The organism is Frankia sp. EI5c, from assembly GCF_001636565.1.
Taxonomy (GTDB): Bacteria; Actinomycetota; Actinomycetes; order Frankiales; family Frankiaceae; genus Parafrankia.
On the sequence record NZ_LRTK01000018.1, the window covers coordinates 65,846 to 88,629 of the forward strand.

At 72.7% G+C, this 22,784-nt stretch carries 14 protein-coding genes, 6 pseudogenes and 1 riboswitch; of the genes and pseudogenes, 12 read left to right on the top strand and 8 right to left on the bottom strand.

The window, feature by feature from the left end; all coding sequences use genetic code 11:
• Positions 1–33: 33 nt before the first annotated feature.
• Both thiC and UG55_RS10920 read right to left on the bottom strand, forming a co-directional pair.
• Positions 34–1,737 (bottom strand): phosphomethylpyrimidine synthase ThiC, encoded by a 1,704-nt coding sequence (gene thiC, locus UG55_RS10915; protein WP_396230870.1) that lies wholly within the window; start codon positions 1,735–1,737, stop codon positions 34–36.
• Between the two features lie 203 nt (positions 1,738–1,940).
• A riboswitch (TPP riboswitch) is annotated at positions 1,941–2,062 on the bottom strand.
• Between the two features lie 3 nt (positions 2,063–2,065).
• Complete coding sequence (locus UG55_RS10920) at positions 2,066–3,067, bottom strand: hypothetical protein (protein ID WP_066066675.1); 1,002 nt, start codon at positions 3,065–3,067, stop codon at positions 2,066–2,068.
• 619 nt (positions 3,068–3,686) lie between these two features.
• On the opposite strand from UG55_RS10920, the gene UG55_RS10925 reads away from it, so the two are divergent.
• On the top strand, positions 3,687–4,301 hold the full coding sequence (locus UG55_RS10925; RefSeq protein ID WP_313954602.1) for a L,D-transpeptidase family protein: 615 nt from the start codon (positions 3,687–3,689) through the stop codon (positions 4,299–4,301).
• Positions 4,302–4,393: 92 nt separating this feature from the next.
• Here UG55_RS10925 and gnd read toward each other — a convergent pair whose 3' ends face one another.
• On the bottom strand, positions 4,394–5,416 hold the full coding sequence (gnd, locus tag UG55_RS10930; protein WP_066066679.1) for a phosphogluconate dehydrogenase (NAD(+)-dependent, decarboxylating): 1,023 nt from the start codon (positions 5,414–5,416) through the stop codon (positions 4,394–4,396).
• A gap of 194 nt (positions 5,417–5,610) precedes the next feature.
• Here gnd and UG55_RS10935 point away from each other — a divergent pair, with 194 nt between their 5' ends.
• Complete coding sequence (locus tag UG55_RS10935) at positions 5,611–7,116, top strand: NAD(P)/FAD-dependent oxidoreductase (protein ID WP_066066681.1); 1,506 nt, start codon at positions 5,611–5,613, stop codon at positions 7,114–7,116.
• A gap of 110 nt (positions 7,117–7,226) precedes the next feature.
• Here UG55_RS10935 and UG55_RS29450 read toward each other — a convergent pair whose 3' ends face one another.
• The 3 genes and pseudogenes from UG55_RS29450 to UG55_RS35315 form a co-directional block, all read right to left on the bottom strand.
• A complete protein-coding gene (locus UG55_RS29450; RefSeq protein ID WP_199865103.1) occupies positions 7,227–7,370 on the bottom strand; it encodes a GPGG-motif small membrane protein in 144 nt (47 codons plus the stop codon).
• A gap of 126 nt (positions 7,371–7,496) precedes the next feature.
• Positions 7,497–8,307: glycerol-3-phosphate dehydrogenase C-terminal domain-containing protein (locus UG55_RS35310; protein ID WP_304440402.1), on the bottom strand; the 811-nt coding region annotated here is incomplete at its 5' end.
• Position 8,308: 1 nt separating this feature from the next.
• Positions 8,309–9,278: pseudogene (locus UG55_RS35315) on the bottom strand (glycerol-3-phosphate dehydrogenase/oxidase); the annotation flags it as partial.
• 430 nt (positions 9,279–9,708) lie between these two features.
• Between UG55_RS35315 and UG55_RS10945 the strand changes: the two are divergent.
• Positions 9,709–10,881, top strand: a complete 1,173-nt coding sequence (locus tag UG55_RS10945) for an acyl-CoA dehydrogenase family protein (RefSeq protein WP_066066686.1) — start codon at positions 9,709–9,711, stop codon at positions 10,879–10,881.
• Between the two features lie 76 nt (positions 10,882–10,957).
• A complete protein-coding gene (locus tag UG55_RS10950) occupies positions 10,958–12,127 on the top strand; it encodes an acyl-CoA dehydrogenase family protein (protein WP_066066688.1) in 1,170 nt (389 codons plus the stop codon).
• An 83-nt stretch (positions 12,128–12,210) separates the two neighbouring features.
• Here UG55_RS10950 and UG55_RS10955 read toward each other — a convergent pair whose 3' ends face one another.
• Both UG55_RS10955 and UG55_RS35320 read right to left on the bottom strand, forming a co-directional pair.
• Positions 12,211–13,866: a glycerol-3-phosphate dehydrogenase/oxidase gene (locus UG55_RS10955; protein WP_066066690.1), complete on the bottom strand. Its 1,656-nt coding sequence runs from the start codon at positions 13,864–13,866 to the stop codon at positions 12,211–12,213.
• 434 nt (positions 13,867–14,300) lie between these two features.
• Positions 14,301–14,513, bottom strand: a pseudogene (locus UG55_RS35320) (TetR/AcrR family transcriptional regulator); the annotation flags it as partial.
• Positions 14,514–15,027: 514 nt separating this feature from the next.
• On the opposite strand from UG55_RS35320, the pseudogene UG55_RS10965 reads away from it, so the two are divergent.
• The 8 genes and pseudogenes from UG55_RS10965 to UG55_RS35345 all read left to right on the top strand — a co-directional run.
• Positions 15,028–16,431 (top strand): annotated as a pseudogene (locus UG55_RS10965) (FAD-binding oxidoreductase); the annotation flags it as partial.
• A gap of 50 nt (positions 16,432–16,481) precedes the next feature.
• On the top strand, positions 16,482–16,901 hold the full coding sequence (locus UG55_RS10970) for a hypothetical protein (RefSeq protein WP_128422938.1): 420 nt from the start codon (positions 16,482–16,484) through the stop codon (positions 16,899–16,901).
• Between the two features lie 179 nt (positions 16,902–17,080).
• Complete coding sequence (locus UG55_RS10975) at positions 17,081–17,839, top strand: SDR family NAD(P)-dependent oxidoreductase (protein WP_066066698.1); 759 nt, start codon at positions 17,081–17,083, stop codon at positions 17,837–17,839.
• Between the two features lie 280 nt (positions 17,840–18,119).
• On the top strand, positions 18,120–19,523 hold the full coding sequence (locus UG55_RS10980; protein WP_066066700.1) for a DUF2993 domain-containing protein: 1,404 nt from the start codon (positions 18,120–18,122) through the stop codon (positions 19,521–19,523).
• A gap of 609 nt (positions 19,524–20,132) precedes the next feature.
• The coding region (locus tag UG55_RS35330; RefSeq protein ID WP_242424150.1) for an FHA domain-containing protein at positions 20,133–21,439 on the top strand (1,307 nt) is incomplete at its 3' end.
• Between the two features lies 1 nt (position 21,440).
• A pseudogene (locus tag UG55_RS35335) lies at positions 21,441–21,931 on the top strand (hypothetical protein); the annotation flags it as partial.
• 1 nt (position 21,932) lies between these two features.
• Positions 21,933–22,372: pseudogene (locus UG55_RS35340) on the top strand (ABC transporter permease); the annotation flags it as partial.
• Between the two features lies 1 nt (position 22,373).
• A pseudogene (locus UG55_RS35345) lies at positions 22,374–22,646 on the top strand (hypothetical protein); the annotation flags it as partial.
• Between the last annotated feature and the right edge of the window lie 138 nt (positions 22,647–22,784).

Below are 22,784 nucleotides of genomic sequence, written 5' to 3' on the forward strand. Positions count from 1 at the left end.
TTTGCGGGCGGTCGGGTCAGGCGGGCGGTCGGGTCAGGGAGTCTGCTGGTCGGCGAGCGGCAGGTAGATCCGGGCACCCTGCTCGGCGAACTCCCGCGACTTCTCGGCGAGCCCCGCCTGGACGGCTTCCTCGGTGTCCAGGCCGTGCTCGGCCGCGTACTTGCGGACGTCCTGCGTGATGCGCATCGAGCAGAAGTGCGGACCGCACATCGAGCAGAAGTGGGCGGTTTTCGCCGGCGCGGCGGGCAGTGTCTCGTCGTGGTACTCCCGCGCCGTCTCCGGGTCCAGGGAGAGGTTGAACTGGTCGTCCCAGCGGAAGTCGAACCGGGCGTCGGAGAGGGCGTCGTCCCAGGCCTGCGCGCCCGGGTGCCCCTTCGCCAGGTCCGCCGCGTGGGCGGCGATCTTGTAGGCGATGACGCCGGCCTTCACGTCCTCACGGTCGGGCAGGCCGAGGTGCTCCTTGGGCGTCACGTAGCAGAGCATCGCGGTGCCGTACCAGCCGATCATCGCCGCGCCGATCGCGGAGGTGATGTGGTCGTACCCGGGCGCGATGTCGGTGGTGAGCGGCCCGAGGGTGTAGAAGGGTGCGTCGTGGCACAGCTCGCGCTGCAGGTCCACGTTCTCCTTGATCTTGTGCAGGGGTACGTGCCCCGGCCCTTCGATCATGACCTGGACGTCGTGCTCCCACGCCACCGAGGTCAGCTCGCCCAGCGTCGCCAGCTCCGCGAGCTGCGCGGGGTCGTTGGCGTCGGCGATCGAGCCGGGGCGCAGGCCGTCACCGAGGGAGAAGGTGACGTCGTAGGCGCGCAGGATCTCGCAGAGCTCGGCGAAGTTGGTGTAGAGGAAGTTCTCCTGATGGTGGGCCAGGCACCACGCGGCCAGGATCGACCCGCCGCGGGAGACGATGCCGGTCTTGCGCCGGGCGGTCATCGGCACATAGCGCAGCAGGACCCCGGCGTGGACGGTCATGTAGTCCACACCCTGCTCGGCCTGCTCGATGACGGTGTCCCGGTAGACCTCCCAGGTGAGCTCCTCGGCCTTGCCGCCGACCTTCTCCAGCGCCTGGTAGATCGGCACCGTCCCGATCGGGACGGGCGAGTTCCGGATGATCCACTCGCGGGTGGTGTGGATGTTCTTCCCGGTGGACAGGTCCATGACGGTGTCGGCGCCCCACCTCGTGGCCCACACCATCTTCTCGACCTCCTCCTCGACGGAGGAGGCCACGGCCGAGTTGCCGATGTTCGCGTTGATCTTCACCAGGAGGTTTCGGCCGATGGCCATCGGCTCGCTCTCCGGGTGGTTCACGTTCGCCGGCAGCACCGCGCGCCCGCTGGCGACCTCGTCGCGCACCAGCTCCGGTGAGAGGCCCTCCCGCAGGGCTACGAACTCCATCTCCGGAGTGATCTCACCGCGCCTGGCATACGCGAGCTGGGTCACCGCCCGGCCGGGGAGCGCCCGCCGCGGTGGGCTCCCGGAGCCGACGAAGGCACCGTCCGGCCCCGCGGCGCCATCCAGGGCACCGCCGCCGTGGGCACCGCCGCCGGCCGGCCGGCCGTCGTCCGCCGGCTGGACCGGACGTCCCGTGATCTCCTCCGTGTCGCCGCGGGCGGCGATCCAGCCCGCCCGCAGCGCCGGGAGCCCGCGCCGAACGTCCACGCCGGCGCCCGGGTCGGTGTAGGGCCCGGAGGTGTCGTACAGGACGAGACTGTCGCCGGTGCTCAGCGCGACCTCGCGCATCGGCACCCGTAGATCTGGCCGGGAACCGGCCAGATAGGTCTTCCTGCTTCCGGGGAATGGTCGGGCCAGGATGCCCGCCGTTTCGGCGGGCGCGGGGGAGGCCGGTGACTGCCGGGCGGGCAGCCCCGGCGAGACCGGCGTGTTGTCGGACAACGGCGTGTTGTCGGACGAGGACGATTCGGAATGCGTGGGCTGGATGTGACGCACCACCTTTGATCACTCCCTACGCCGGAATTACCCGGACAGGTTCAGGCGGTCGGCGGCGCCGGCTCGTGCCCGGCCGCCCTCTCAGCCTCCCAGGGTGGAAGCTCCCGCATTTCGGCTGACGCTACGGCAGACCGCTTCTCTCCGCCACCCCCTGGTCACCTTCGACGGCTTCCTCACCTACCGCTTCGTGGTGTTCGTGGAGCGGCTTCCCGTCGAGCGGCGGCCCTTCGTGTGGCGGGTGGTCGTGCGGTCGGTGATCGTGCAGCGCGGCCGCGACCAGGGCCGCGACCTCCCGTGGCGCCTGCCAGAGCTGCTCTGTGGGGATGTCGAGGATTCGCCGCCCAGTTGGACGGGCCGCCCGCCGCGACCCCGGCTGGCCGACACGTACGAGCAGGCGCCGGGACCCGTACCAGACGTCGAGTCGGCCGGTGGGCCGCTCGGGGGAGTCCGCGGCAAGTGGTCGCCCGGCGGGCAGCGCGGCCGAGATCTCGATCTGCCGGTACAGCCGTTCCAGCATGCGGGGCGTGCGCCGGGTGAGGTCGTCGACGGTGTCGCCGATCAGGGTGCGGCGGGTGATCGGGCCGCGGGCCGCCAGCGCCCGGCGGAGCGCGTCGATGGTGACGAAGCCCTGGCTGACGGCGTCGACGATGACGGCGCGTGCGGTGTCACGGTCGTCAGACCACTCGGCCATGTCGATCACGGAGCGGGCCGGAACGGTGCGCGGCGGCAGCCGGGTCCCGTGCACCTCGGCGGGGGACAGGCGGGCGGTGCGGCGGAAGGTGGCCCCCGCCATCGGCGCGTACCTGCGCTCGGGTGGGACGAGCACTGTCACGACCGGGTCGTCGTGCCCGGCCAGGCCGTCCAGCGCCGCGGCCGTGGCGCCGCCGAGCACGGCCCCCGGGCCACCCGCGAGCACCGCCACCCAGGATCGCTGCGCCCAGGTCGGCGGACCGGCCGTGGTGAGCAGAACGCCCCGGGCAGGCTGCCGCCAGGTTCCGGCGGCGAGCTGGGCGCGGATGTCCGCCCGGGTCAGACCCGTACCGATGGCGTCACGTTCACTGATGACGCCTGACTGAAGGTCGGCGATCTCCCGCCAGGAGAGCCCGCCCGCGCTGGAGGCCATACCGAACCATGGGCATTGGGCGTCCATTGTGTCCATGGTGGATTCGGGGCCTGTGGAAAAACCGCCTCACAGCTGGCGCTGTGATCCCGGTGCCCGTGGCGGGCAGGTGGTCCGTCCGCACGCCGTTCGAGGTGCCGGCGCCGCGGGGCCGTATCGTGTGCGACCGGCACGTCCGCGATGTTGAGGCGTGTTGCCACACAGCGGCTTGCTTGGGCGTGTGATGGTGGTAAACAACGCGGGGGCTCGGAGGTGGCCGGAGTGGCGCGGCTTCGGCCTGGAGGTCGGAGGAATGGCGACACACCGTAAATCGAGGCGGTCCAAAGGGCGCCGAGAACAGGACGTGCGCGGTGGTCGCGTGGCCGCGCAGTCAGTGGCCATCGGGGTGGCCGCGGTCGGTGTCACACTGGTCGTTGGCGCCGCCGGGGCGCTGCACGTGGCAGGGTCCGGAGACGAGCCGGAGATTTCGGCGACGGCGGCCCGCAGTGAGGTGCCGCGCGCCGCCTCCGCCGCCACCGGCGGGGGAGGCTCCGGTCGGGACGACGGAAGGCCCGCGGGCGACGCATCGGCCCGGGCCGCTCACGATGCTGCTGGCCTCAGGGAAGAGGACACGATCGGGCACATGACACGCGGCGCGATTCCAGGCGTGGGAGATCTGATGATGTCGCGGATCCCCGCAGCGACCCGGCAGGTCATCGTCGTCACCGCCGCGGACCGGTCCGCGACGGTGAACCGCGTCGTGCTCTGGCAGCGGGCGGGCGAGGACGATCCCTGGACGCCGTTCGGGGCGGAGATCTCGGGTCGCAACGGCGCCAACGGGTGGACGGACGACCACGTCGAGGGCGATCTTCGCAGTCCGATCGGCGTCTACAGCCTCACCGCGGCGGGCGGGCGCTACGCGGACCCGGGCACGGCCCTGCCGTATGAGTACCGCCCGTCCTTCTACCAGGCCGGCAGCTACGCCGGTGACCCGATGGGCGAGGCGTTCAACTACGTCGTGGCGATCGACTACAACCGCCTGCCCGGGCACCCGCCCTCGGACCCCACCCGCCCGATGGGCAAGGCGGCCGGGGGTGACATCTGGCTACACGTGGATCACAACACCCCCACCCGCGGGTGCGTCAGCCTTCCCCAGCCCTCGATGGAGGCCGTGCTGCACTGGCTGACCCCGAGCAGCCATCCAATGATCATCATGGGTGACCAGGCGAGCGTCGCGGCCTCCGGCGACCAGCGGTGACCGCCGCGTCGCGGTGAGATGGCCCCGCCCCGGCGGCCCTGCCCCCGGCGGCGGTGCCACCGGGGGCAGGGCGCTGTGTGGCCGCGACGCCGTCAGCTCTGCGCCTTCTTCTCTGCGTGCCCGCCGAACTGCTTGCGCATGGCCGAGAGCAGCTTGTCCGCGTAGAGCGATTCACCCCGGGAGCTGAACCGCTCGTAGAGCGACGCGGTCAGCACATGGGCGGGGACTCCTTCCTCGACGGCGGCCAGCACCGTCCAGCGCCCCTCGCCGGAGTCGGAGACCCGGCCGCCGAAAGCGGCCAGCTCGGGATCCTCGACCAGCGCGGCGGCGGTCAGGTCCAGCAGCCAGGAGCTGACCACGCTCCCGCGCCGCCACACCTCGGCGACCGAGGCGATGTCGAAGTCGTACTGGTAGTACTCGGGATGCGCCAGTGGGGCGGTCTCCGCGTCGTGCAGCGCGGCCTGTGACCGACCGATCCCCGCCTTCTCCAGAATGCCCATGCCCTCGGCGAAAGCGGCCATCATGCCGTATTCGATCCCGTTGTGGATCATCTTGACGAAATGGCCCGCCCCGTTCGGGCCACAGTAGAGGTAGCCCTTCTCCGCCTGGGCCACCTCGCCAGTCCGACCGGGAGTCCGCGGCGCGGTGTCCACGCCCGGGGCGATGGTCTCGAACAGCGGCTCCAGCCGGGCGGCGATCCGCGGCTCTCCACCGATCATGAGACAGTAGCCGCGCTCCAGGCCGAACACCCCGCCCGAGGTGCCGACGTCCACGTAGTGCACGCCGCGCTCGGCGAGCTTCGCGGCCCGGTCGACGTCGTCCCGGTAGTAGGAGTTGCCGCCGTCGATGATCACGTCATCGGCCTCGAAGTGGTCCGCGAGCTCGAACACGGTCTGCCCGGTCAGCCCCGCGGGCACCATCACCCAGGCCGCCCGCGGGGTCCGCAGTGCGGCGGCGAAGTCCGCGAGCGAGCTCACGCCGACCGCGCCCTCGGCGGCGAGGGTCCGCACTGCCTCGGAATTCACGTCATAGACCACACATTCGTGCCCGTCGCGCATAAGCCGGCGAACGAGGTTCGCGCCCATCCGGCCGAGTCCGATCATTCCGAGCTGCATCTGAACTCCCGGTGGTCCTGCACGGACCGGTCGAAGGTGAGGTCCTCACGCTCCATCCTGCCGGTGGCGCGGCCACACCACGGCGCGGCCTCGGTCACGGCGCGTGCGCCCCACGCGCCGCGGGTCGGCCGCCGGGGACACACCTGGTGAGATGGTGGCTCTTTCCGGTCACTTCCCAGGCGGAGGGCGTACCCATGAGCAGGATCGACGGCACCCGGCCGGCCGAGCCCGCCGGTGCTGTGGACGAGGCCGACGTGATCGTGATCGGCGCTGGTCCGGCCGGTGAGGTGCTCGCGGGCAGGTGCGCCGAGGCCGGCCTCTCGGTGGTCATCGTCGAGCGTGAGCGGGTCGGCGGAGAGTGCTCCTACTGGGGGTGCATTCCCAGCAAGACCCTCATCCGGCCGGGTGAGCTGCTGGCGGCGGCGCGGGCCGCTCCCGGTGCGGCGACCGCCGTGACCGGCGGTGTCGACGCGGCGGCGGCGTTCGCCCGGCGGGACGAGATCGTCGGCGGCTACTCCGATGAGGGCCAGCTTCCCTGGCTGCGGGAGCGGGGCGTCACGGTCGTGCGCGGGGTGGGCCGGCTGGTCGGTGAGCGCAGGGTCGCGGTGCGCGGGCCCGACGGCTCCGAACGGGTCCTGGGCGCGTCCCGGGCGGTCGTGCTGGCGACGGGAACCCGGGCCACGCTGCCGCCGATTCCCGGCCTGGCCGAGGCGGATGTCTGGGACAACCGCACGGCGACGGGCGCGCGCGAGGTGCCCCGCCGGCTCGCGGTGCTCGGCGGCGGAGCGGTCGGTGCCGAGCTCGCCCAGGCGTTCCGTCGCCTCGGCAGCGAGGAGGTCACGATCGTCGAGGGCGGGCCGCGCCTGCTCGCCCGCGAGGAACCGTTCGCCGGGGAGGAGGTGCGCGCGGCCTTCGAGGCGGAGGGCATCGTCGTGCACACCGGACGCCGGGCGGTGTCGGTCCGTCGGGAGATGCCGGCCGGCGGGACGGGGCGCGGGCCGGTGGTGGTGGGGCTGGACGACGCGGGCGAACCCGAGCGGATCGTCGCCGACGAGCTGCTGGTGGCCGTCGGCCGGACGGCGGCGACAGCCGACCTCGGCCTGCCCTCCGTCGGCCTGCCGGGGCACGGATTCATCGAGGTCGACGACCAGCTGCGCGTCACCGGGGCAACTGGGGCCACTGGCGGCACCGGCGGCACCGGGCACTGGCTCTACGCCGTCGGCGACGTCAACGGCCGGGCGCTGCTGACCCACCAGGGCAAGTACCAGGCCCGGGTGGCGGCGGACGTCATCAGCGGCCGGGCCGACCCGGCGGGCCGGCCGGCGGCCGACCGCGCGGACCCCGGGGTGATCGCCCGGGTGACGTTCACCGATCCGCAGGTCAGCGCGGTCGGGATCTCCGAGGAGGCGGCCCGCGCCGCCGGCCTCGACGTCCGCACCGTGGCCGTCCCGACCGGCTCGGTGGCCGGTTCCTCCGTGCGCGGTACCGACGCGGTCGGTACCTCCCAGCTCGTCGTGGACGCCACGCGGCGGGTGCTGGTCGGCGCGACCTTCGTCGGCCACGACACCCAGGAGCTGGTGCACGGCGCCGCGATCGCCATCGTCGGCGCGGTCCGGTTGGAGGACCTGTGGCACGCGGTGCCGTCGTTTCCCACGGTGAGTGAGGTCTGGCTGCGCCTCCTGGAGGAATACGGGCTCTGACGGGGTCCGTTCCGGTGGGGCCCCACCGGAACGAGGGCGGCCGGGCGGCGGGTGACCGGCGGCCGGCCCGCGGGCCGTCTCCACCACCGGCGAGGCGGTGGCACCCCTCATCAGGTGAAGATCGAGACCCCGCCCGGGCCGACGAGCAGACCGACGACGATCAGCACGATCCCGTACAGGATCGCGCCGCGGACCAGGGAGACGATGCCCCCGACGACGAGGATGACGGCGATGAGCCAGAGGATGAGTTCCATGGTCGTCTAGGTACCAGCTTCAAGGTCGACAAAACCTCGCCGTGCGGTCGGATCCGTCTCCGGCCCCAGGTCCGACCGGCGCGGCCCGACCGGCGCGGCCCGACCGGCGCGGCCCGACCGGGGCGGTCAGGCCGGGGCGGCTGCCCCGCGACCCGCCCGTGCGACCGGCCGGGCGTCGGGGGCATCCAGCCGGGCGGCGTCCGCGGCCTGGTCGTCCGGCTGGCGCTGGGACTCGAGCTCGGCGGCGACCCGGGCCCGGTAGAGCTCGATCTCCCGGTCGCGGGCCTCGGAGTTCCAGCCGAGCACCGGGGCGACGACCTCGGCGACCCGCGGGGCCGCCGCCAGCCCGCGATCCGCGGTCTCGATCGAGATGCGGGTGCGCCGGGTGAGGACGTCCTCCAGGTGCAGCGCGCCCTCGTGCGAGGCGGCGTAGACGGCCTCGGCGGTCAGGTACTCCGGCGCGCCGGGCAGCGGCTCGCCGAGCTCGGGCCGGGCCGCGACAAGCTCCAGCACCTCCTCCACCAGCGTCCCGTAGCGGCGCAGCAGGTGCTCCACCCGGTCCACCGGCAGCCCGGACCCGCGGGCGAGGCGTTCCCGGGCGTTCCACAGCGCCGGGTAGCCGTCCGCGCCCAGCAGCGGGACCCGCTCCGTGCAGGACGGCGCCGCCGCCTGCTCCATCCCGGCCACCGCCGCGTCGACGGCGTCCGCGGCCATCACCCGGTAGGTGGTGTACTTCCCGCCGGCGACCATGGTCAGCCCGGGTGCCGGGCTGACGACGGCGTGTTCCCGGGAGAGCTGGGCGGTGTCGTCCGACTCGCCCGCCAGCAGCGGCCGCAGGCCCGCGTAGACGCCGATGATGTCGTCGGTCGTCAGGGGTGTGCGCAGCACCCGGTTCACGGTGTCCAGCAGGTAGCTGATGTCCGCGCTGGTGGCGGAGNGGTGGGCGAGGTCGAGGTTCCAGTCGGTGTCGGTGGTGCCGATGATCCAGTGACTGCCCCAGGGGATCACGAAAAGGACACTCTTCTCGGTGCGCAGGATCAGCCCGGTGGAGCCGTGCACCCGGTCGCGCGGAACGACGATGTGCACGCCCTTGGAGGCCCGCACCGACAGCCGCCCGCGCCCGCCGACCATCGCCTGGATTTCATCCGTCCACACCCCGGTGGCGTTGATCGTCGCGGCTGCCCGGACCTGGAGATCCACACCGTTCTCCAGGTCCCGCACCTGGACACCGGCGACCCGGTCGCCTTCCCGGACGAGCCCGGTCACCTGGGCGCTGGTGGCGACCAGCGCGCCGTATCGGGCGGCCGTGCGGGCGACGAACATCGTGTGCCGCGCGTCGTCGACCTGGCCGTCCCAGTACTGGATGGCGCCGACGAGCGCGTCGGCGCGCAGCGACGGGAACTCGCGCAGCGCCGCCTTGCGGGTCAGGTGCCGGTGATGGGGAACACCCCCGTTCCGGGGGGCGCCGCCGTCACCTCCGGGCCGGGGCGCGATGCGGCCCAGGCCCTGCCCGAGCGTGTCGTAGAGCAGGACGCCGCTGCCGATGTAGGCGCGTTCCCAGCCGTGGTGGGTCAACGGGAGCAGGAAGGGGATGGCGCGCACCAGGTGCGGCGCGAGCGTCTCCAGGAGCAGCGAGCGCTCCCGCAGCGCCTCCCGGACGAGCGTGCCGTTGAGCTGCTCCAGGTAGCGCAGTCCGCCGTGGATCAGCTTGCTGGACCGGCTGGACGTGCCGGCGGCGAGATCCCGGGCCTCCAGCAGGGCTACTGAAAGGCCACGGGTTGCGGCGTCGAGCGCCGCTCCGGCACCGGTGACGCCACCACCGATCACGACGACGTCCACCGGCTCGGCGCGCATCCGCCGTAGCGCGGCTGCCCGGCTGGCCGGGTCGAGGCGTGCGGTACCGGTCATACCTGGGGTCCCCCTTCGGCGCTGTGCTGGCTGTGCTCTCGGGCGGGCCGCCCGTGGTTGTCGCTGGCCACCGGTGCTGTCGGGCGGGCCGCCGCTGTTGCCGGGCGGTGGCCCGTGTCCCGCCGGCCGCGGCCGCCGCACCCCATCGTGCCGGCAGTCGGTGCCGGCCGCTCACGTCGTGATGAACGGAAGACGGAGATCAGGTGTCGGACCGGTGCTCGCCGCGGCGTCCGAACGGCCGCGATACCGGTGCCGCCGCGGTGCCGGTGCCCCTGACCTCGGCAGCCCGCGGAGCGGGGTGACTTAAGGCGACAGGCGGAACACCAATGGGGCATGCTGGTGCGCGAATCGTTCCGATCTCGTCGTGAGCCGCCTGGGTCGCACCTTCCAGGAGCGGCCCGGCACGACCTGACCCGGAGGAAGCAACGACATGGACCTGACCTTCAGCGCCGCCGAGGAGGCGTTCCGCGCGGACCTCCGTGGGTGGCTCGCCGACAACATCCCGGCCGAGTGGCAGCGGCCCGGTTTCTGGGCGAGCGTGCCCGACGACGAGGGCTTCGAGCTGCGCCGTGACTGGGAGCAGCGCAAGTTCGACGCCGGGTTCGCCGGTATCGACTGGCCCACCGAGTACGGCGGGCGCGGCGGAACGCCCGGGATGAAGGCGATCTACGACGAGGAGATGGCGCACGCCAGGGCGCCCTCGACGGTGAACTCGCTCGGCCTCGCCTTCCTCGCCCCGACCATCATGGCCATCGGGACCGACGCGCAGAAGCGCGAGATCATCCGGCCGCTGCTGCGCAGCGAGGTCATCTGGTGCCAGGGGTTCTCCGAACCCGACGCGGGCTCCGACCTCGCCTCGCTGCGGACGGCGGGGGTGGCCGACGGTGAGGAGATCATCGTCAACGGCCAGAAGGTCTGGACGACGAACGCCAGCCACGGCGACAAGATCTTCACCCTGGTCCGCACGGAGGCGGGCAGCCAGCGTCACCGCGGCCTGTCCATGCTGCTCATCGACATGCACCAGGAGGGCGTCGAGGTCCGGCCGCTGCGGCAGATGAGCGGCGCCACCGAGTTCGGCGAGGTGTTCTTCACCAACGCGCGGGTCCCCGCCAGCGAGTGCCTGGGCGGTCTCGGTAACGGTTGGGCCACGGCCATGCTGCTGCTGTCGTTCGAGCGGGGTGCCTCCGGCATCCTGCAGTACACCTCGTTCCGGCGCTCCTACGACGAGATCGTGCGGGCGGCCCGGGTACTCGGGCGGGACAGGGACCCGGTGCTGCGCCAGGAGCTGGGGCGGCGGATGGTCGAGCTGGAGTGCCTGCGCTACCACGCGATGCACGTGCTGACCAGGGTGGAGCAGGGAGTCGACCTCGGCTCGGAGTCGTCCATGACGAAGCTGCAGTGGTCCGAGACCTACCAGGACCTCTTCGAGACCTTCGACGACCTGCTGGGCTCGGACGTCGCGATCGACGTGCCGGTCGACGGTCTCGACCTCACCGCGCTGAACGCCGAGGGGTTCTGGAGCAGGTCCGTCACGATCTGGGGCGGGTCGTCCCAGGTGCAGCGCAACATCGTCGCCGAGCGGGTGCTCGGCCTGCCTCGCTGAGCTGGGGGAGCGCGGCGCCGCGCCGTGCCCCTGGGCGCCGTGGGGTGAGGCGCCGAGTCCGGAAGGGACCATTGAAGTGTTCTTCGCGCTGACTGACGAGCAACGGGCCCTGGGCGAGACCGTCCGGGACTTCCTGAACGACAGGTTCGACCTGAGCGCCGTGCGCGCGGTGTTCGAGAACGTGGACGGCGACGGGCATCCGCCGGAGCTGTGGAAGGCGGTCGGGGAGCAGGGCTGGCTCGCCGTGTGCATCCCCGAGAGCGCCGACGGACTGGGCCTGGGGATCCTCGACGCCCAGGTGGTCGCCAGGGCGCTCGGTGCCGGGGTCACCCCCGGGCCCTGGCTGCCGACGGTGCTGGCGGGGGAGGCGGTCCGGCTCGCCGGATCGGACGCGCAGCGGGCCGAGCTGCTGCCCCGCATCGCCGAGGGTGAGCTCGTCGCGACGGTGGCGCTGCGCGGTGCGGGCAAGCCGTACGAGGCCGGCGGTGTGGCGGTGGTGGCGAGCCCGGTGTCCGAGGAGCCCCCGCCCGGTTCCGGGGCGGCCCGGCTCACGGGAGCCGCGTCGCCGGTGGAGTACCTGGGGATCGCCGAGCTGGTCGTCGTCGCCGCGACCGAGACCGGGCCGGCGACCGCCGCGGGCTCCGGAAGCGGCCCGGAGGTCGGGCTGTACCTGGTGGACCCGGCGGCCCCGGGGGTGACCGTCACCGCGCTGCGCAGCTACGACGGAACGACCCGGCTCGCCGCGCTCGACCTGGACGGGGCCGCGGCGACCCGGCTGCCCGGCTCGTCCACCGCCGTGTACGAGGACCTGCTGCGCCGGGGCGCGGTGCTCACCGCTGCCGATCTCGCCGGGATCGCCCGCGAGGCGCTGACCAGAACCGTGCGCTACGACCAGGAACGGATCCAGTTCGGCCGGGCGGTGGGCTCCTTCCAGGCGCTCAAGCACCAGCTGGCCGACCTGCACGTCGCCGTGACGATGGCCGAGCATGCGGTGATGTACGCCGCGTACGCGATCGACGCGGATCTCGACGACCTGCTGCTCGCCGTCGCGGTGGCGAAGGCGAAGGCGAGCCAGACCGCTCGGGACGTCACCGGAACCATGATCCAGTACCACGGCGGGATCGGTTACACCTGGGAGCACGACGCCCACTTCTTCTACAAGCGGGCCCGCCGGCTGTACGGCGCGTTCGGCGACCCGCCGGCGCATCTGGAGCGGATCGCCGCCCTCACGGTCGACACGGTCTGACCCGCCCGTCGGTTGACCGGCCCGTCAACTGATCCGTCCGTCGGCTGATCCGTCCGGCCGGGCGGATCAGGCCGGCGGGCCGGTCAGCCGGTGCGCACGGTGCGGTGCGCCAGCGCGTCCCGCGCCGCGTCGAGCGCGGCCGCGCGATCGGCGGGCACGAGCCCGATGCGGGTCCGCCGGTCGAGCAGGTCGGCCTCGTCGAGCGCGCCCTCGTGCCGGACGGCGAACACCAGCTCCGCGCGGGTGACGTCGACTCCGGCGGCGACCGGTTCGAGCAGTCGGGGGTCGTGCCGGGCGAGTTCGAGCACCGCCGGCGCCTGGGTTCCGTACCGGGCCACCAGGCGCCTCGGGGCGGGCACGCTGGCGAGGTCGCGGCGCGAGGCCGCTCCCACCAGCGGCAGCCGGCCCGTCCGGCAGGGGCCGGCATCCAGGTTGGCCTGGGCGACCGCGGCATCCACCGCGTCCTGCGCCATCCGGCGGTAGGTGGTGAGCTTGCCGCCGACGACGGTGATCACTCGGTCGGCCCCGATGTCGATGGTGTGCCGCCGGGAGAGGTCCGCCGTGCGCCCGTCCGGTCCGTCCAGCAGCGGGCGCAGACCCGCGAAGACGCCCAGGACGTCCGCTCGGTCCAGCGGGGAGGCGAGTACCTCGGACACGACGTTCAGCAGCTGGGTGACCTCCTGGTGGTCCGGTACGGGCAGCTCGGTGACCTCGTCGGTCGGTACGTCGGTCAGCCCGACGTACACCCGGCCGTCGCCCTGCGGCAGGACGAGCGCGTACCGGTTGCGCTCCCCGGGGATCGGTACCGACAGCGCCGTGGGCGTGCCACCGAAGGCCGACGCCGGCAGAACGAGGTGCGTGCCCCTGCTGGGCCGCAGCCGGATCTGCGGCGCCAGGCCCGGAGCCCAGACACCGGTGGCATTGACCACGGCCCGTGCCCGCAGCCGGCACTGCCGGCCGGTCAGGGTGTCGAGGACATCGACCGTGAGGGGCCCGGCTCCGGCTCCGGCTCCGGCCCCGGTTCCGGGCGCCAGCCCGTCTCGGCGGGGCGGGCTCCCACCGCGGGCCGAGTTCTCGTCGTGGTTCGAGTTCTCGTCGCGTACCGCCAGCACTCGGAGGCGGGTGAGAATCCGGGCCCCGAACGTGGCCGCCGTCCGGGCGATCGTCACCACGAGGCGGGCGTCGTCGACGAGCTGGCCGTCCCAGTAGAGGAGCCCGCCGCGCAGCCCCGCCTCACGCAGCCCGGGGACCATGCCCAGCGTCTCGACGGCCGACAGCCGGCGCGGTGGCGGCAGCACCGCGCTCGGTGTCCGCACCCCGCGGCGCAGCAGGTCGGCCAGGCCCAGTCCGGCGCGGGCGAGCAGCGCCGAGGCAACGGGGACGTCCCGGGTGAGCGGCAGCACGATCGGCAGCGGATGAACCAGGTGGGGTGCGGTGCGGCGCATGAGGATCTCGCGCTCGGCCGCGCTCTCCCGGGCGAGGCCGAGGTCGCCGGCGGCCAGGTAGCGCAGCCCGCCGTGCACCAGCTTCGAACTCCACCTGCTGGTACCGAAGGCGAGATCGTGCGCCTCGACCAGTGCGACGGACAGCCCTCGCGAGGCCGCGTCGAGCGCGACCCCGACGCCCGTGACACCGCCGCCCACGACGAGGAGGTCCACGACCGTGCCTCCCGAGAGATCGGCGAGTTCGCGGGCGCGGCGGTCGGCGGTGAGCGACGAGCGTTCGAGAATGCTGGTCACGTGGGCGCTCCAGGTTGCTCGACCGGCCGGGTCCGGGAGGACGGCGCCCCCTCGACGAGCCGGGGGACTTCGGGTGGGGCCAGGTAGCCGTCCAACATCAGGTAGAGCTCGCGGGCCAGGGCTTCCCTGGTCGTCTCGTCGCCGAGTGCGCCCGCCGAGAGAACGTACGACTGCGTCGCGAGCAGCACCATCCGCGCCTGGGCCGCGGGATCGCCCGCCCGGACGGCACCGGCCGCCCTGGCCGCGACGAGCCGCTCGCGCACCAGTTCCAGTACCAGGAGCTGCGTCGAGCCGAGCCGTTCCAGGATGTACGGGGCCAGCAGCTCACCGTCGGACTCGGTGATGCTGACGAAGAGTGGATTCGTGTGGAAGGCCTGGGCGGTCGTCACCAGGGAACGCACCAGCTCGGCGCGTGCCGCGCGGGCCGCCTCCCNGGCTGGGCGGGGCGCGCTCGCGGTGTTCGCGGTGCCCGTTGTTTCCGTGGAGCCCGTCGCGCCGGCGACTGTCACGATCCGGGACCATTCGCGGGTCATCACGTCCCGGACGAGCGAGCGCAGGTCGGGCCAGCGCCGATAGAGGGTCATCCGGCTGACGCCGGCGCGGCGGGCGACCTCGGTCAGCGTCGTGCGGCGCACGCCGATGCTCATGAGCAGCTCCGCCGCGGCGTCGAGCACGGCGTCGTCGGGAACGGCGGAGGCGGAGGCGGGGACGGGCTTCGGGCGGGATGCTCTGGTCACCAGCTCGCTCCTCCCGCCGCGGTCTCACCGGCCTGTGGTGTTGGGAGTGCCCCGAGGACAGTGGTGTGACACTGTGGCTTCAGTTGTCACAGTGTATCGAAAGCGTCGCTCCGATCCAGGTCGGAGAGGACGAGGAGGTACAGGAGCCGCCATGACGTCCGAGCCCGAGGGTCACGGTGCAGCGGGACAGGATCCGGTCTGGTGGGGCTGGGGGGCGGCGGAGAAGCACCATCCGCTGCCCGCGGCCATCCGGGATCTGCTGGGCGCGCTCGGCATCCCAGCGCGCCCCAGCCCCCCGGTGAAGCTCGCGGACGTGCTGCTCCCCCCGGCCCGCCTCCCGGTCAGGGTGATGATCGAGCTGCGGGCTCTCGTCGGCGGTGAGCATGTGCTGGACGACCGCGAGTCGCGGGTGCGGCACTGTCGNGGCCGCTCCACCGTCGACCTGCTGCGGCTGCGCGCGGGTGACGCCTCGGGGGCGCCGGACGTGGTGGTCGTCCCATCGGACCACAACCAGATCCTGGCCGTGTTGCGGATCTGCTCCCATCACCGGGTGGCCGTCGTTCCCTTCGGCGGGGGGACCTCCGTGGTCGGCGGTCTGACCCCGAGCGCACCGCTCGAATCCTGGAACGGGGTCGTGGCGCTCGACCTGCGCCGCCTCGGCGGCCTGCGCGACGTCGACACCATCTCCGGGACGGCCGTGCTGGGCGCGGGCCTGCGGGGGCCGGCGGCCGAGGCGCTGCTGGCCGAGCACGGGCTCACCCTCGGGCACGTTCCGCAGTCCTGGGAGTACGCCACCATCGGCGGGTTCGCCGCGACCCGATCCAGCGGCCAGGCATCGTCCGGCTACGGAAGGTTCGACCAGATCGTCACCGGGCTGCGGCTCGCCACCCCGGTGGGCACCTGGCAGCCCGGACGGGTGCCGGCGTCCGCCGCCGGGCCCGACCTGCGCCAGCTCGCCCTGGGCTCCGAGGGGGCGTTCGGAGTGATCACCGAGGTCACGGTGCGGGTCCGGCCGGCACCGGAACGGCACACCTACGAGGGCTGGCGCGTCGCGAACCTGATGACCGGCCTGGAACTGCTGCGCGAACTGGCCCAGCGGGACCTGCTGCCCACCGTGTGCCGGCTCTCGGACGAGGTGGAGACCGCGGCCGGTCTGGCCAACTCGGTCACCGCCGGGACGGACGTGACCGCCGCCCCGGCCGCGCCACCGACGCCCACCTCGATGCCGGTGCCCGGCGGCTGCTACCTGCTGACCGGCTACGAAGGGGACGCCGGCACCGTGGCCCGCCGCGCGGCGGCGGTCCGGGCCGTCGTCGCGGCCGGTGGTGGGCAGGCACTCGGAGAAGGCGTCGGCCTGGACTGGCTGGAAGGCCGTTTCCACGCCCCCTACCTGCGGGACGCGCTGCTCGACGAGGGCATCTTCGCGGAGACGCTGGAGACGGCGGCCTACTGGACGTACCTGCCGGCGGTGTATGCCGCCGTCCGCGCCGCGGTGACCGGTGCCATCGAGGCCGACGGGTCGCCCGCTGCCGTGCTGTGCCATGTCTCGCACGTCTATCCGGCGGGAGCCTCGCTCTACTTCACCGTGGTCTGCGCGCAGGGACCCGATCCGGTCTCCCGCTGGAACCGGGCGAAGCGCGCCGCCGGTGACGCCATCATGGCGAACGGGGGCACGATCACCCACCACCACGCGGTCGGCACCGACCATCGGCCCTGGATCCAGGAGGAGATCGGGGAGGCGGGGGTCGCGGTCCTGCGCGCGGTGAAGGCGGCGCTGGATCCCGCCGGCATCCTCAACCCCGGTGTTCTGGTGCCGCCCGCCGAGTAGCGGATCAGCGAAAAGAGTGACCATCCGCGCGCTGTGGGTACACGTTGGAGGTGAGGACTTTCGCCGCTGTCATCGTGGCACTGCTGCTGATCTCGGCCGTGATCGGCGCGGTGCTGGTCGTACTCGCCGTCGCCTACCACAAGGCCGCTCCGACCCGAGCCGCGAACGCCGCGGCGCGGCAGGCGGCGGCCCGCCTGGCCGGCGCACCCGCCGGCCAGGCGGGCCCCGGCCGCGGAGCATCCGCCGGCCGGCCCCTCGTGCGGGGTGACCGCCGGCCGTTCCGCCGCCGCCGGTCGCGGCTGGCGCCGGGGCTGCGGGCCGGGCGCCGCACAGTCGGCCGGAGCAGGGTCGGCCGGAGCAAGGTCGGCCGGAGCAGGGTCGGCGGGAGCGCGGCTGACCGGATCGAAGCCGGTCAGCCTGGTGCCGCCCGCGAGAAGGTCGGGCAGGCCAGTGTCGGTGGGGCCGGGTAGCAGGGGCCTCCCCGGCCTGGCTCGTGGGCTCCGCGTGAACCCGGCTCGTGGGCTCCGCGCCCACGCCGGGCCGGGCCCGCGGGCCCGGCCCGGTTCTGTTCGAACAGATTTCGAACAGAACCGGGCGGATCGGGGGGTATATCGGCACAGGAGCGGGGCCGGCGCGTCAGGATGGGCGCATGGACAACGGCGCGGCCGGCAGGGACGCCGCGGATGCCCCGGGCTGTGCGGAGAAGGCGTCCGCGACCCGTGGTCTGATTGTGGTCGGGCCGGGCGCCGCGTTCGGGGTGCCGCTGCTGCGCAGGTTCGGAGACCAGGGCTTCTCGCTCGGTGTGATCTCGCGGTCGGCTGACACGGTCGGTCGGGTGACTGCCGAACTCGGCGTCGCCGGTCATCAGCTGGCCGGCGCGGTGGCCGACGTCACCGACCAGGCCGCGTTCGCCGCCGCGGCGGGCCGGCTGGCCGCCGAGATCGGCGGACTGAACGTGCTGGTCTACAACGCCAAGCTGAGTATTCGTGGAACGGCCTTCGCCGTGCGGGCGGAGTCGATGAACCAGACCCTCGCGGTGAACGTGACCGGAGCGTTGACGGCGGTGCAGATCGCGGCGCCGCTGCTCGCGGACCGGCCGGGAGCGACCGTCCTGCTGACCGTCGCAGGGCCGCGCAGTGAGCCGGCGGCCGGCCGGTTCGCGCTCGCCGTCGGCAAGGCGGGGGTCGCGGCGATGGGGGAGGTGCTCGCGCCGCTGCTCGCGAGCCAGGGCATCCGGCTGCGCACGGTGGTTCTCGACGGCCGGGTCGGGCCGGCCGGGCCGCTGTCGCCCGCCACCGTAGCCGATCATTTCTGGGACGCGTTCGCGGCCCCGGGCGGGACGGCTTTCCGTCTGGCCCCGGCCACGCGTCGGCGCGACGCCGAGCCGCAGCTGCCCCTCGAAGGCTGATTAGCATACGAGACGCTACTGGATGTAACCGGTATGGTGGCCCTGTCTCGTGTGTCGAAGCGGTGAGTGAACGGATGGTGTACGGGTCGGCAATCCGACACGTGCGTGGCAAAGGTGATCGGACCCGACAGCGTTGCCGGAGCCACGGACGTGCGACCATCCTCTGATGGGCCGACGGTTCGACGGCGGCCGGCGGGTCGGACGCTCTTCGACATGACCGACTGTGACACGGTGGCGTCACGCCGGGGGCCCGGTGTGGCGCGGAGCGGGAGATGTTCCGGTGAACGACGGGCGCGGCGGGGACGGGCAGGAGCCCGCGGACGCCACCAGTGTCATGCCTCCCGGGAGATCCGGTGGAGGCGGGCAGGGTACCCGGCCGGCCCAGGACGTCGGTCGGCAGCAGCGGCCCGGCGCGCCTGACGCCCCGCCCCCGCCGGCGAGTTCCTTCCGCCCGTCGGGCCCGCCGCCGCCGGCAGCGGCCTTCCGCCCGGGCCGGCCGGTGCGCCCCACCGGTGAAGAGCCGGGTGAGGAGTCCCCCGACGGAGCGACACAGCTGCTCGGCGACGCCACCGAGGTCGTCCGGCGGCGGGACGCCACCGAGGTGGTCCGGCGCCGCGGCGCCGCGGCGCGGGACGGCAGCGGTCCGCCCGCGCAGGCACCGCCCGGCGGTCGCGACTACGCGGAGCCCACCGGGCAGCACACCGGGGGCACCTACACCGACAGCGGCGGTCATGTGCGTCCGGTGCCCGGTAACGATGGGTACGGCGGGTACGCGGGTTACGGAGAGGCGTCCCCCCGTTACCCGGCGGACAGTCCCGGGAGCTCCGGTCCCGGCGGTGGTTTCCACCAGCAGCCACCGCTCGGCGGCCAGCAGCCGCCCGGCGGCACCGGTCCCACCCCGGCGGTTCCCGGCCCGGCGCCGGCGCGGCGCAGACGCCGCCGCGGCCGTGCTCTCGCCTTCGCCGTCGTGCTCCTCCTGGTTCTCTTCGTGGTGGGCGACCGGGTCGCCGTGGCCATCGCGAAGGACCAGATGGAAAAGCAGATCGCCGTGAGCGTGGCGGAGAGCCTGGAGCCGGGCGCGACCCCGCCGACGGTGAAGAGCGTCTCCATCGGCGGTTTCCCCTTCCTCACCCAGGTGCTGTTCGGGAAGTTCAAGGACATCGGCGTGGTCATCGAGGGGATACCGACGCCCGGCCCGCGGATCTCGTCGGTCGACGCGAATCTCAAAGGCGTTCACGTGCCGCTCGGCGACGCGCTTTCCGACAACATCGGCGAGGTGCCGGTCGATCGCGTCCGCGCGACGGTGCGAATCACCTATGACGATCTGAACAGCTATCTCGCCGACCAGGATCCCGCGGTTCAGGTCACACCGGTCGACGGCGGTGAGCGGGTGGAGATATCCAGCAGCTTCGCCGGCCAGGAGATAGGTGGCGTCACCACCTTCGAGGTCGAGGACAACAAGCTCACGCTCGTTCCGTCCGAGATCCAGCTGAGGGGGGGGATCACCGCCAGCATCCCGCTGCCGTCGGGTATCCGCCTCCAGTCGATTCCCATCCCCATCGGCGGGCTGCCGTTCGACCTGAACATCGTCCAGGCGTCGACGGACGCCTCCGGGCTGTCACTCACCGCGACGGCGAAGGATGTCATCCTCCCCGCCGCGCCTGAGCCGGCAGGCGGCAAATGACCTCCGAAATCGGGTCAACCCGGACGAGCCGTCCGGGTTGGGACGGCTCCCGGGCCCGTGGATGAGCGTTCGCCGGTGCTCCGCCGCCCGGCCGCGGGCAACCGCGGCGATCCGCGCAGTCACCGTCCCGAGCCTGACGGTGGCCCCCGCGGTCAGTTGTCGGAGCCCGGACAGGGGCGCGTACGGTGGCGGGTCAGATCGGCGACAGAAGCCGGTTGCGGTTGTTCCTACCAGGCATTGTCGGTCGTGCGCCGACCCTGCCCGGGCCACCGGTGCCCGTGCCGGGCTTACCACACCCCGTCACGGCTCCGGCGTCGACGCGATATGAAAGGCGTCGGGGTGTGAACGAACGACGTGAGGAAGGTTAGCGGTGTCGGCTCCAGAATCGGCTGAGGCGGTCCGCCCGGCGGCGCCCGCGTCACCCGGGCTGGATCAAGGTCGGCGCTCGACGCTACGATCTGCGACATCCCGCAAGATCGGTCAAGGTAGTGAGGAACCATCGGTGGTGGCACCCTTGCCCGTCCTGTTCGGAGACCGATCCGGACGGCGTGCTGAAGTGGGTTTCGGCGGGGCATCCCGGCCTGCGTCCCGTCGTGAAGGGGGAGAGACGTGCAGACGACGTATCTGAGAGTCGTCACCGAGGCCGGTGCCGCCACTGTGCCGGCAGGTGAGCAGTTCATCATCGGCCGTGCCCGGACCGCGGACTACGTCATCGCCGACAGCCGAGTCTCCCGCCGGCACCTCCTGGTCGAGCAGACCGGCGCGGGGTGGTCCGTCCGCGACATCAGCTCGAACGGGACCTGGGTCGACGGCCAGCGTATGCCCGAGTCGGTGAGCGTCCAGGGCGAGGTCCGCTTCCGCCTGGGTACTCCCAGCGGGCCCGAGGTCGTGGTCATGCCCGAGTTCCCGGCGGGCCGCGGTTACGACGAGCCCGAATACGACCCGGGCTCCTACGACATGCAGACCATGCTGCCCGGCTCCAGCGGCTACCAGCCGCCGCGGCCCACCGCACCGACCCGGGGCCAGGGCGGCCGCCCTGGCGGCCCCACCGGCCCGGCCGCGCCCGGTGGCCGCGGAGGCAGGTCCGACTACGACCCGGCGCGGACGCCGTCCGGCTCGACCAGCCTCGACCAGGAGCACGAGCGGCGGACGACCTACCGGCTCCGGCCGGGGACGATGTCGCTGGGCCGCGCCCGCGACAACGACATCGTCATCACCGACCTGCTCGCGTCCCGCCGGCACGCCGAGCTCTACATCGGCCGCTCCGGCCTGCAGATCGCCGACCTCGACTCGGCGAACGGGGTCTTCGTCAACGGGCGCCGCATCAGCCGGGCGAACGTGAACCAGGGCGACGTGATCGCCATCGGTCACCACGTGTTCCAGCTCGAGGGCGAGCTGCTGGTCGAGTACCTCGACTCCGGTGACGTCAGCTTCGAGGCCGACGCCCTGAACGTCTTCGCCGGCGAGAAGCAGCTCATGCACGACATGACCTTCAAGCTTCCGGGGCGGGCGCTGCTCGGCGTGGTCGGGCCCTCCGGTGCCGGCAAGTCGACGCTGCTCAACGCGCTGACCGGGTTCCGTCCCGCCGACACCGGCAATGTCCGCTACGCCGGTCGGGACATGTACTCCGAGTACGACGAGCTTCGCCGCCGGATCGGCTACGTGCCGCAGGAGGACCTCCTGCACACGTCGCTGACCGTCCGCAAGGCGCTCGAGTTCGGTGCGGAGCTGCGGTTCCCGCCCGACACGACGAAAGCCGAGCGCCGCCAGCGCGTCGACGAGGTCCTCGGTGAGCTCGGCCTGACGCACCACGCGAACACCCAGGTCTCGCGGCTGTCCGGTGGTCAGCGCAAGCGGACGTCCGTCGCGCTGGAGCTGCTGACCAAGCCGACCCTGCTGTACCTGGACGAGCCGACNTCCGGCCTCGACCCGGGCATGGACAAGAACGTCATGGAGTCGCTGCGCAAGCTGGCGGACGACGGCCGGACGGTCATCGTGGTCACGCACAGCGTCGCCCAGCTGGACCTCTGTGACTACGTCCTGGTCCTGGCGCCTGGCGGCTACGTCGCCTACTTCGGTCCGCCGGGGGACGCGCTGCCGTTCTTCGGGGCCCAGGACTACCCGGACGTCTTCCTCACGCTGGAGGCCACCCCGGGCGCCGAGTCCGCGGCGCGGTTCCGGCAGTCCCGGTACTTCGTGCCGGCCTCCGTGACGGCCCCGTCGGCCCGGCCGGCGCCGGAGGACCTTCCGTCGATCCGGCAGCAGTCGGTCCTCTCGCAGCTTGTCACACTGAGCAGACGAATGATGGCGGTCGTCGCCTCCGACAAGTCCTACCTGCGACTGATCATCGCATTCCCGTTCCTGCTCGGGGCTATACCAAGAGCAATCGCGGGGAATCTGGAGGCGCTNGGCCCGGATGCGGGGCCGAACAGAGACGCGCCCACCGTGCTGCTGGTACTCACTCTCTGCGCCTGTTTCATGGGTATGTCGAACTCGGTGCGAGAAATCGTGAAGGAAAGACCGATCTATCGCCGAGAACGGGCGATCGGTCTGTCTCGGACGGCCTATATCGGCTCGAAGATCGTGGTGTTGACTCTCATCACGACCTTGCAGGCGGTGGTGTTCACCACGATCGGCCTCGCCGGCCGGCAGATGGGCGAGGGCCTCTTCGGCTTCCCCTTCCTCGAGGCGACGATCGCGGTGATCGCACTGGCACTGGCCTCCGCGATGCTCGGGCTGGTGATCTCGTCGCTGGTCGACAACGCGGACAAGACGATGCCGCTGCTGGTGCTCATCACCATGGCCCAGCTGGTGTTCTCCGGTGGTCTGGTGCCGGCCGACGGGACGCCNGGCCTGGAGCAGATCAGCTGGATCGCCCCGGCCCGGTGGGGGTTCGCCGCCCTCTCCTCGGTGATCGACCTGAACACGATCTCCGGCTTCGGCACGCCGATCAACCCGGACTTCCCCGCCGACCCGTTCTACGAGTTCTCCACCACCACGTTCCTGATCGACATCGGTGGTGCCTTCGTGGTCGGTCTGGTCTGTGTGCTGGTCACCTCGGTGCTCGTGCGCAGGATGGACCCGAAGACCAACAAGCGCCGTCCGGTGGCGCCCACGCGCTGAGCCGGACCCGCTCCCTGCCGGGGCGGCATCCAACCCGCGACGCGGGGCGGGTGCCGCCCTTTCGGCGTCTGGGGGCGCGGTCGCGTCCGGTAGTGGTTGTGGACAGGTCCGGTCCGGATCCCGCTGTCCACAGCCGGC

What these genes read in the sequence shown, in the direction of transcription:
- thiC (WP_396230870.1), bottom strand. Translation starts at nt 1,737, where the DNA reads ATGCGCGAGGTCGCGCTGAGCACCGGCGACAGTCTCGTCCTGTACGAC.
- UG55_RS10920 (WP_066066675.1), bottom strand. Translation starts at nt 3,067, where the DNA reads ATGGCCTCCAGCGCGGGCGGGCTCTCCTGGCGGGAGATCGCCGACCTT.
- UG55_RS10925 (WP_313954602.1), top strand. Translation starts at nt 3,687, where the DNA reads ATGACACGCGGCGCGATTCCAGGCGTGGGAGATCTGATGATGTCGCGG.
- gnd (WP_066066679.1), bottom strand. Translation starts at nt 5,416, where the DNA reads ATGCAGCTCGGAATGATCGGACTCGGCCGGATGGGCGCGAACCTCGTT.
- UG55_RS10935 (WP_066066681.1), top strand. Translation starts at nt 5,611, where the DNA reads ATGAGCAGGATCGACGGCACCCGGCCGGCCGAGCCCGCCGGTGCTGTG.
- UG55_RS29450 (WP_199865103.1), bottom strand. Translation starts at nt 7,370, where the DNA reads ATGGAACTCATCCTCTGGCTCATCGCCGTCATCCTCGTCGTCGGGGGC.
- UG55_RS10945 (WP_066066686.1), top strand. Translation starts at nt 9,709, where the DNA reads ATGGACCTGACCTTCAGCGCCGCCGAGGAGGCGTTCCGCGCGGACCTC.
- UG55_RS10975 (WP_066066698.1), top strand. Translation starts at nt 17,081, where the DNA reads ATGGACAACGGCGCGGCCGGCAGGGACGCCGCGGATGCCCCGGGCTGT.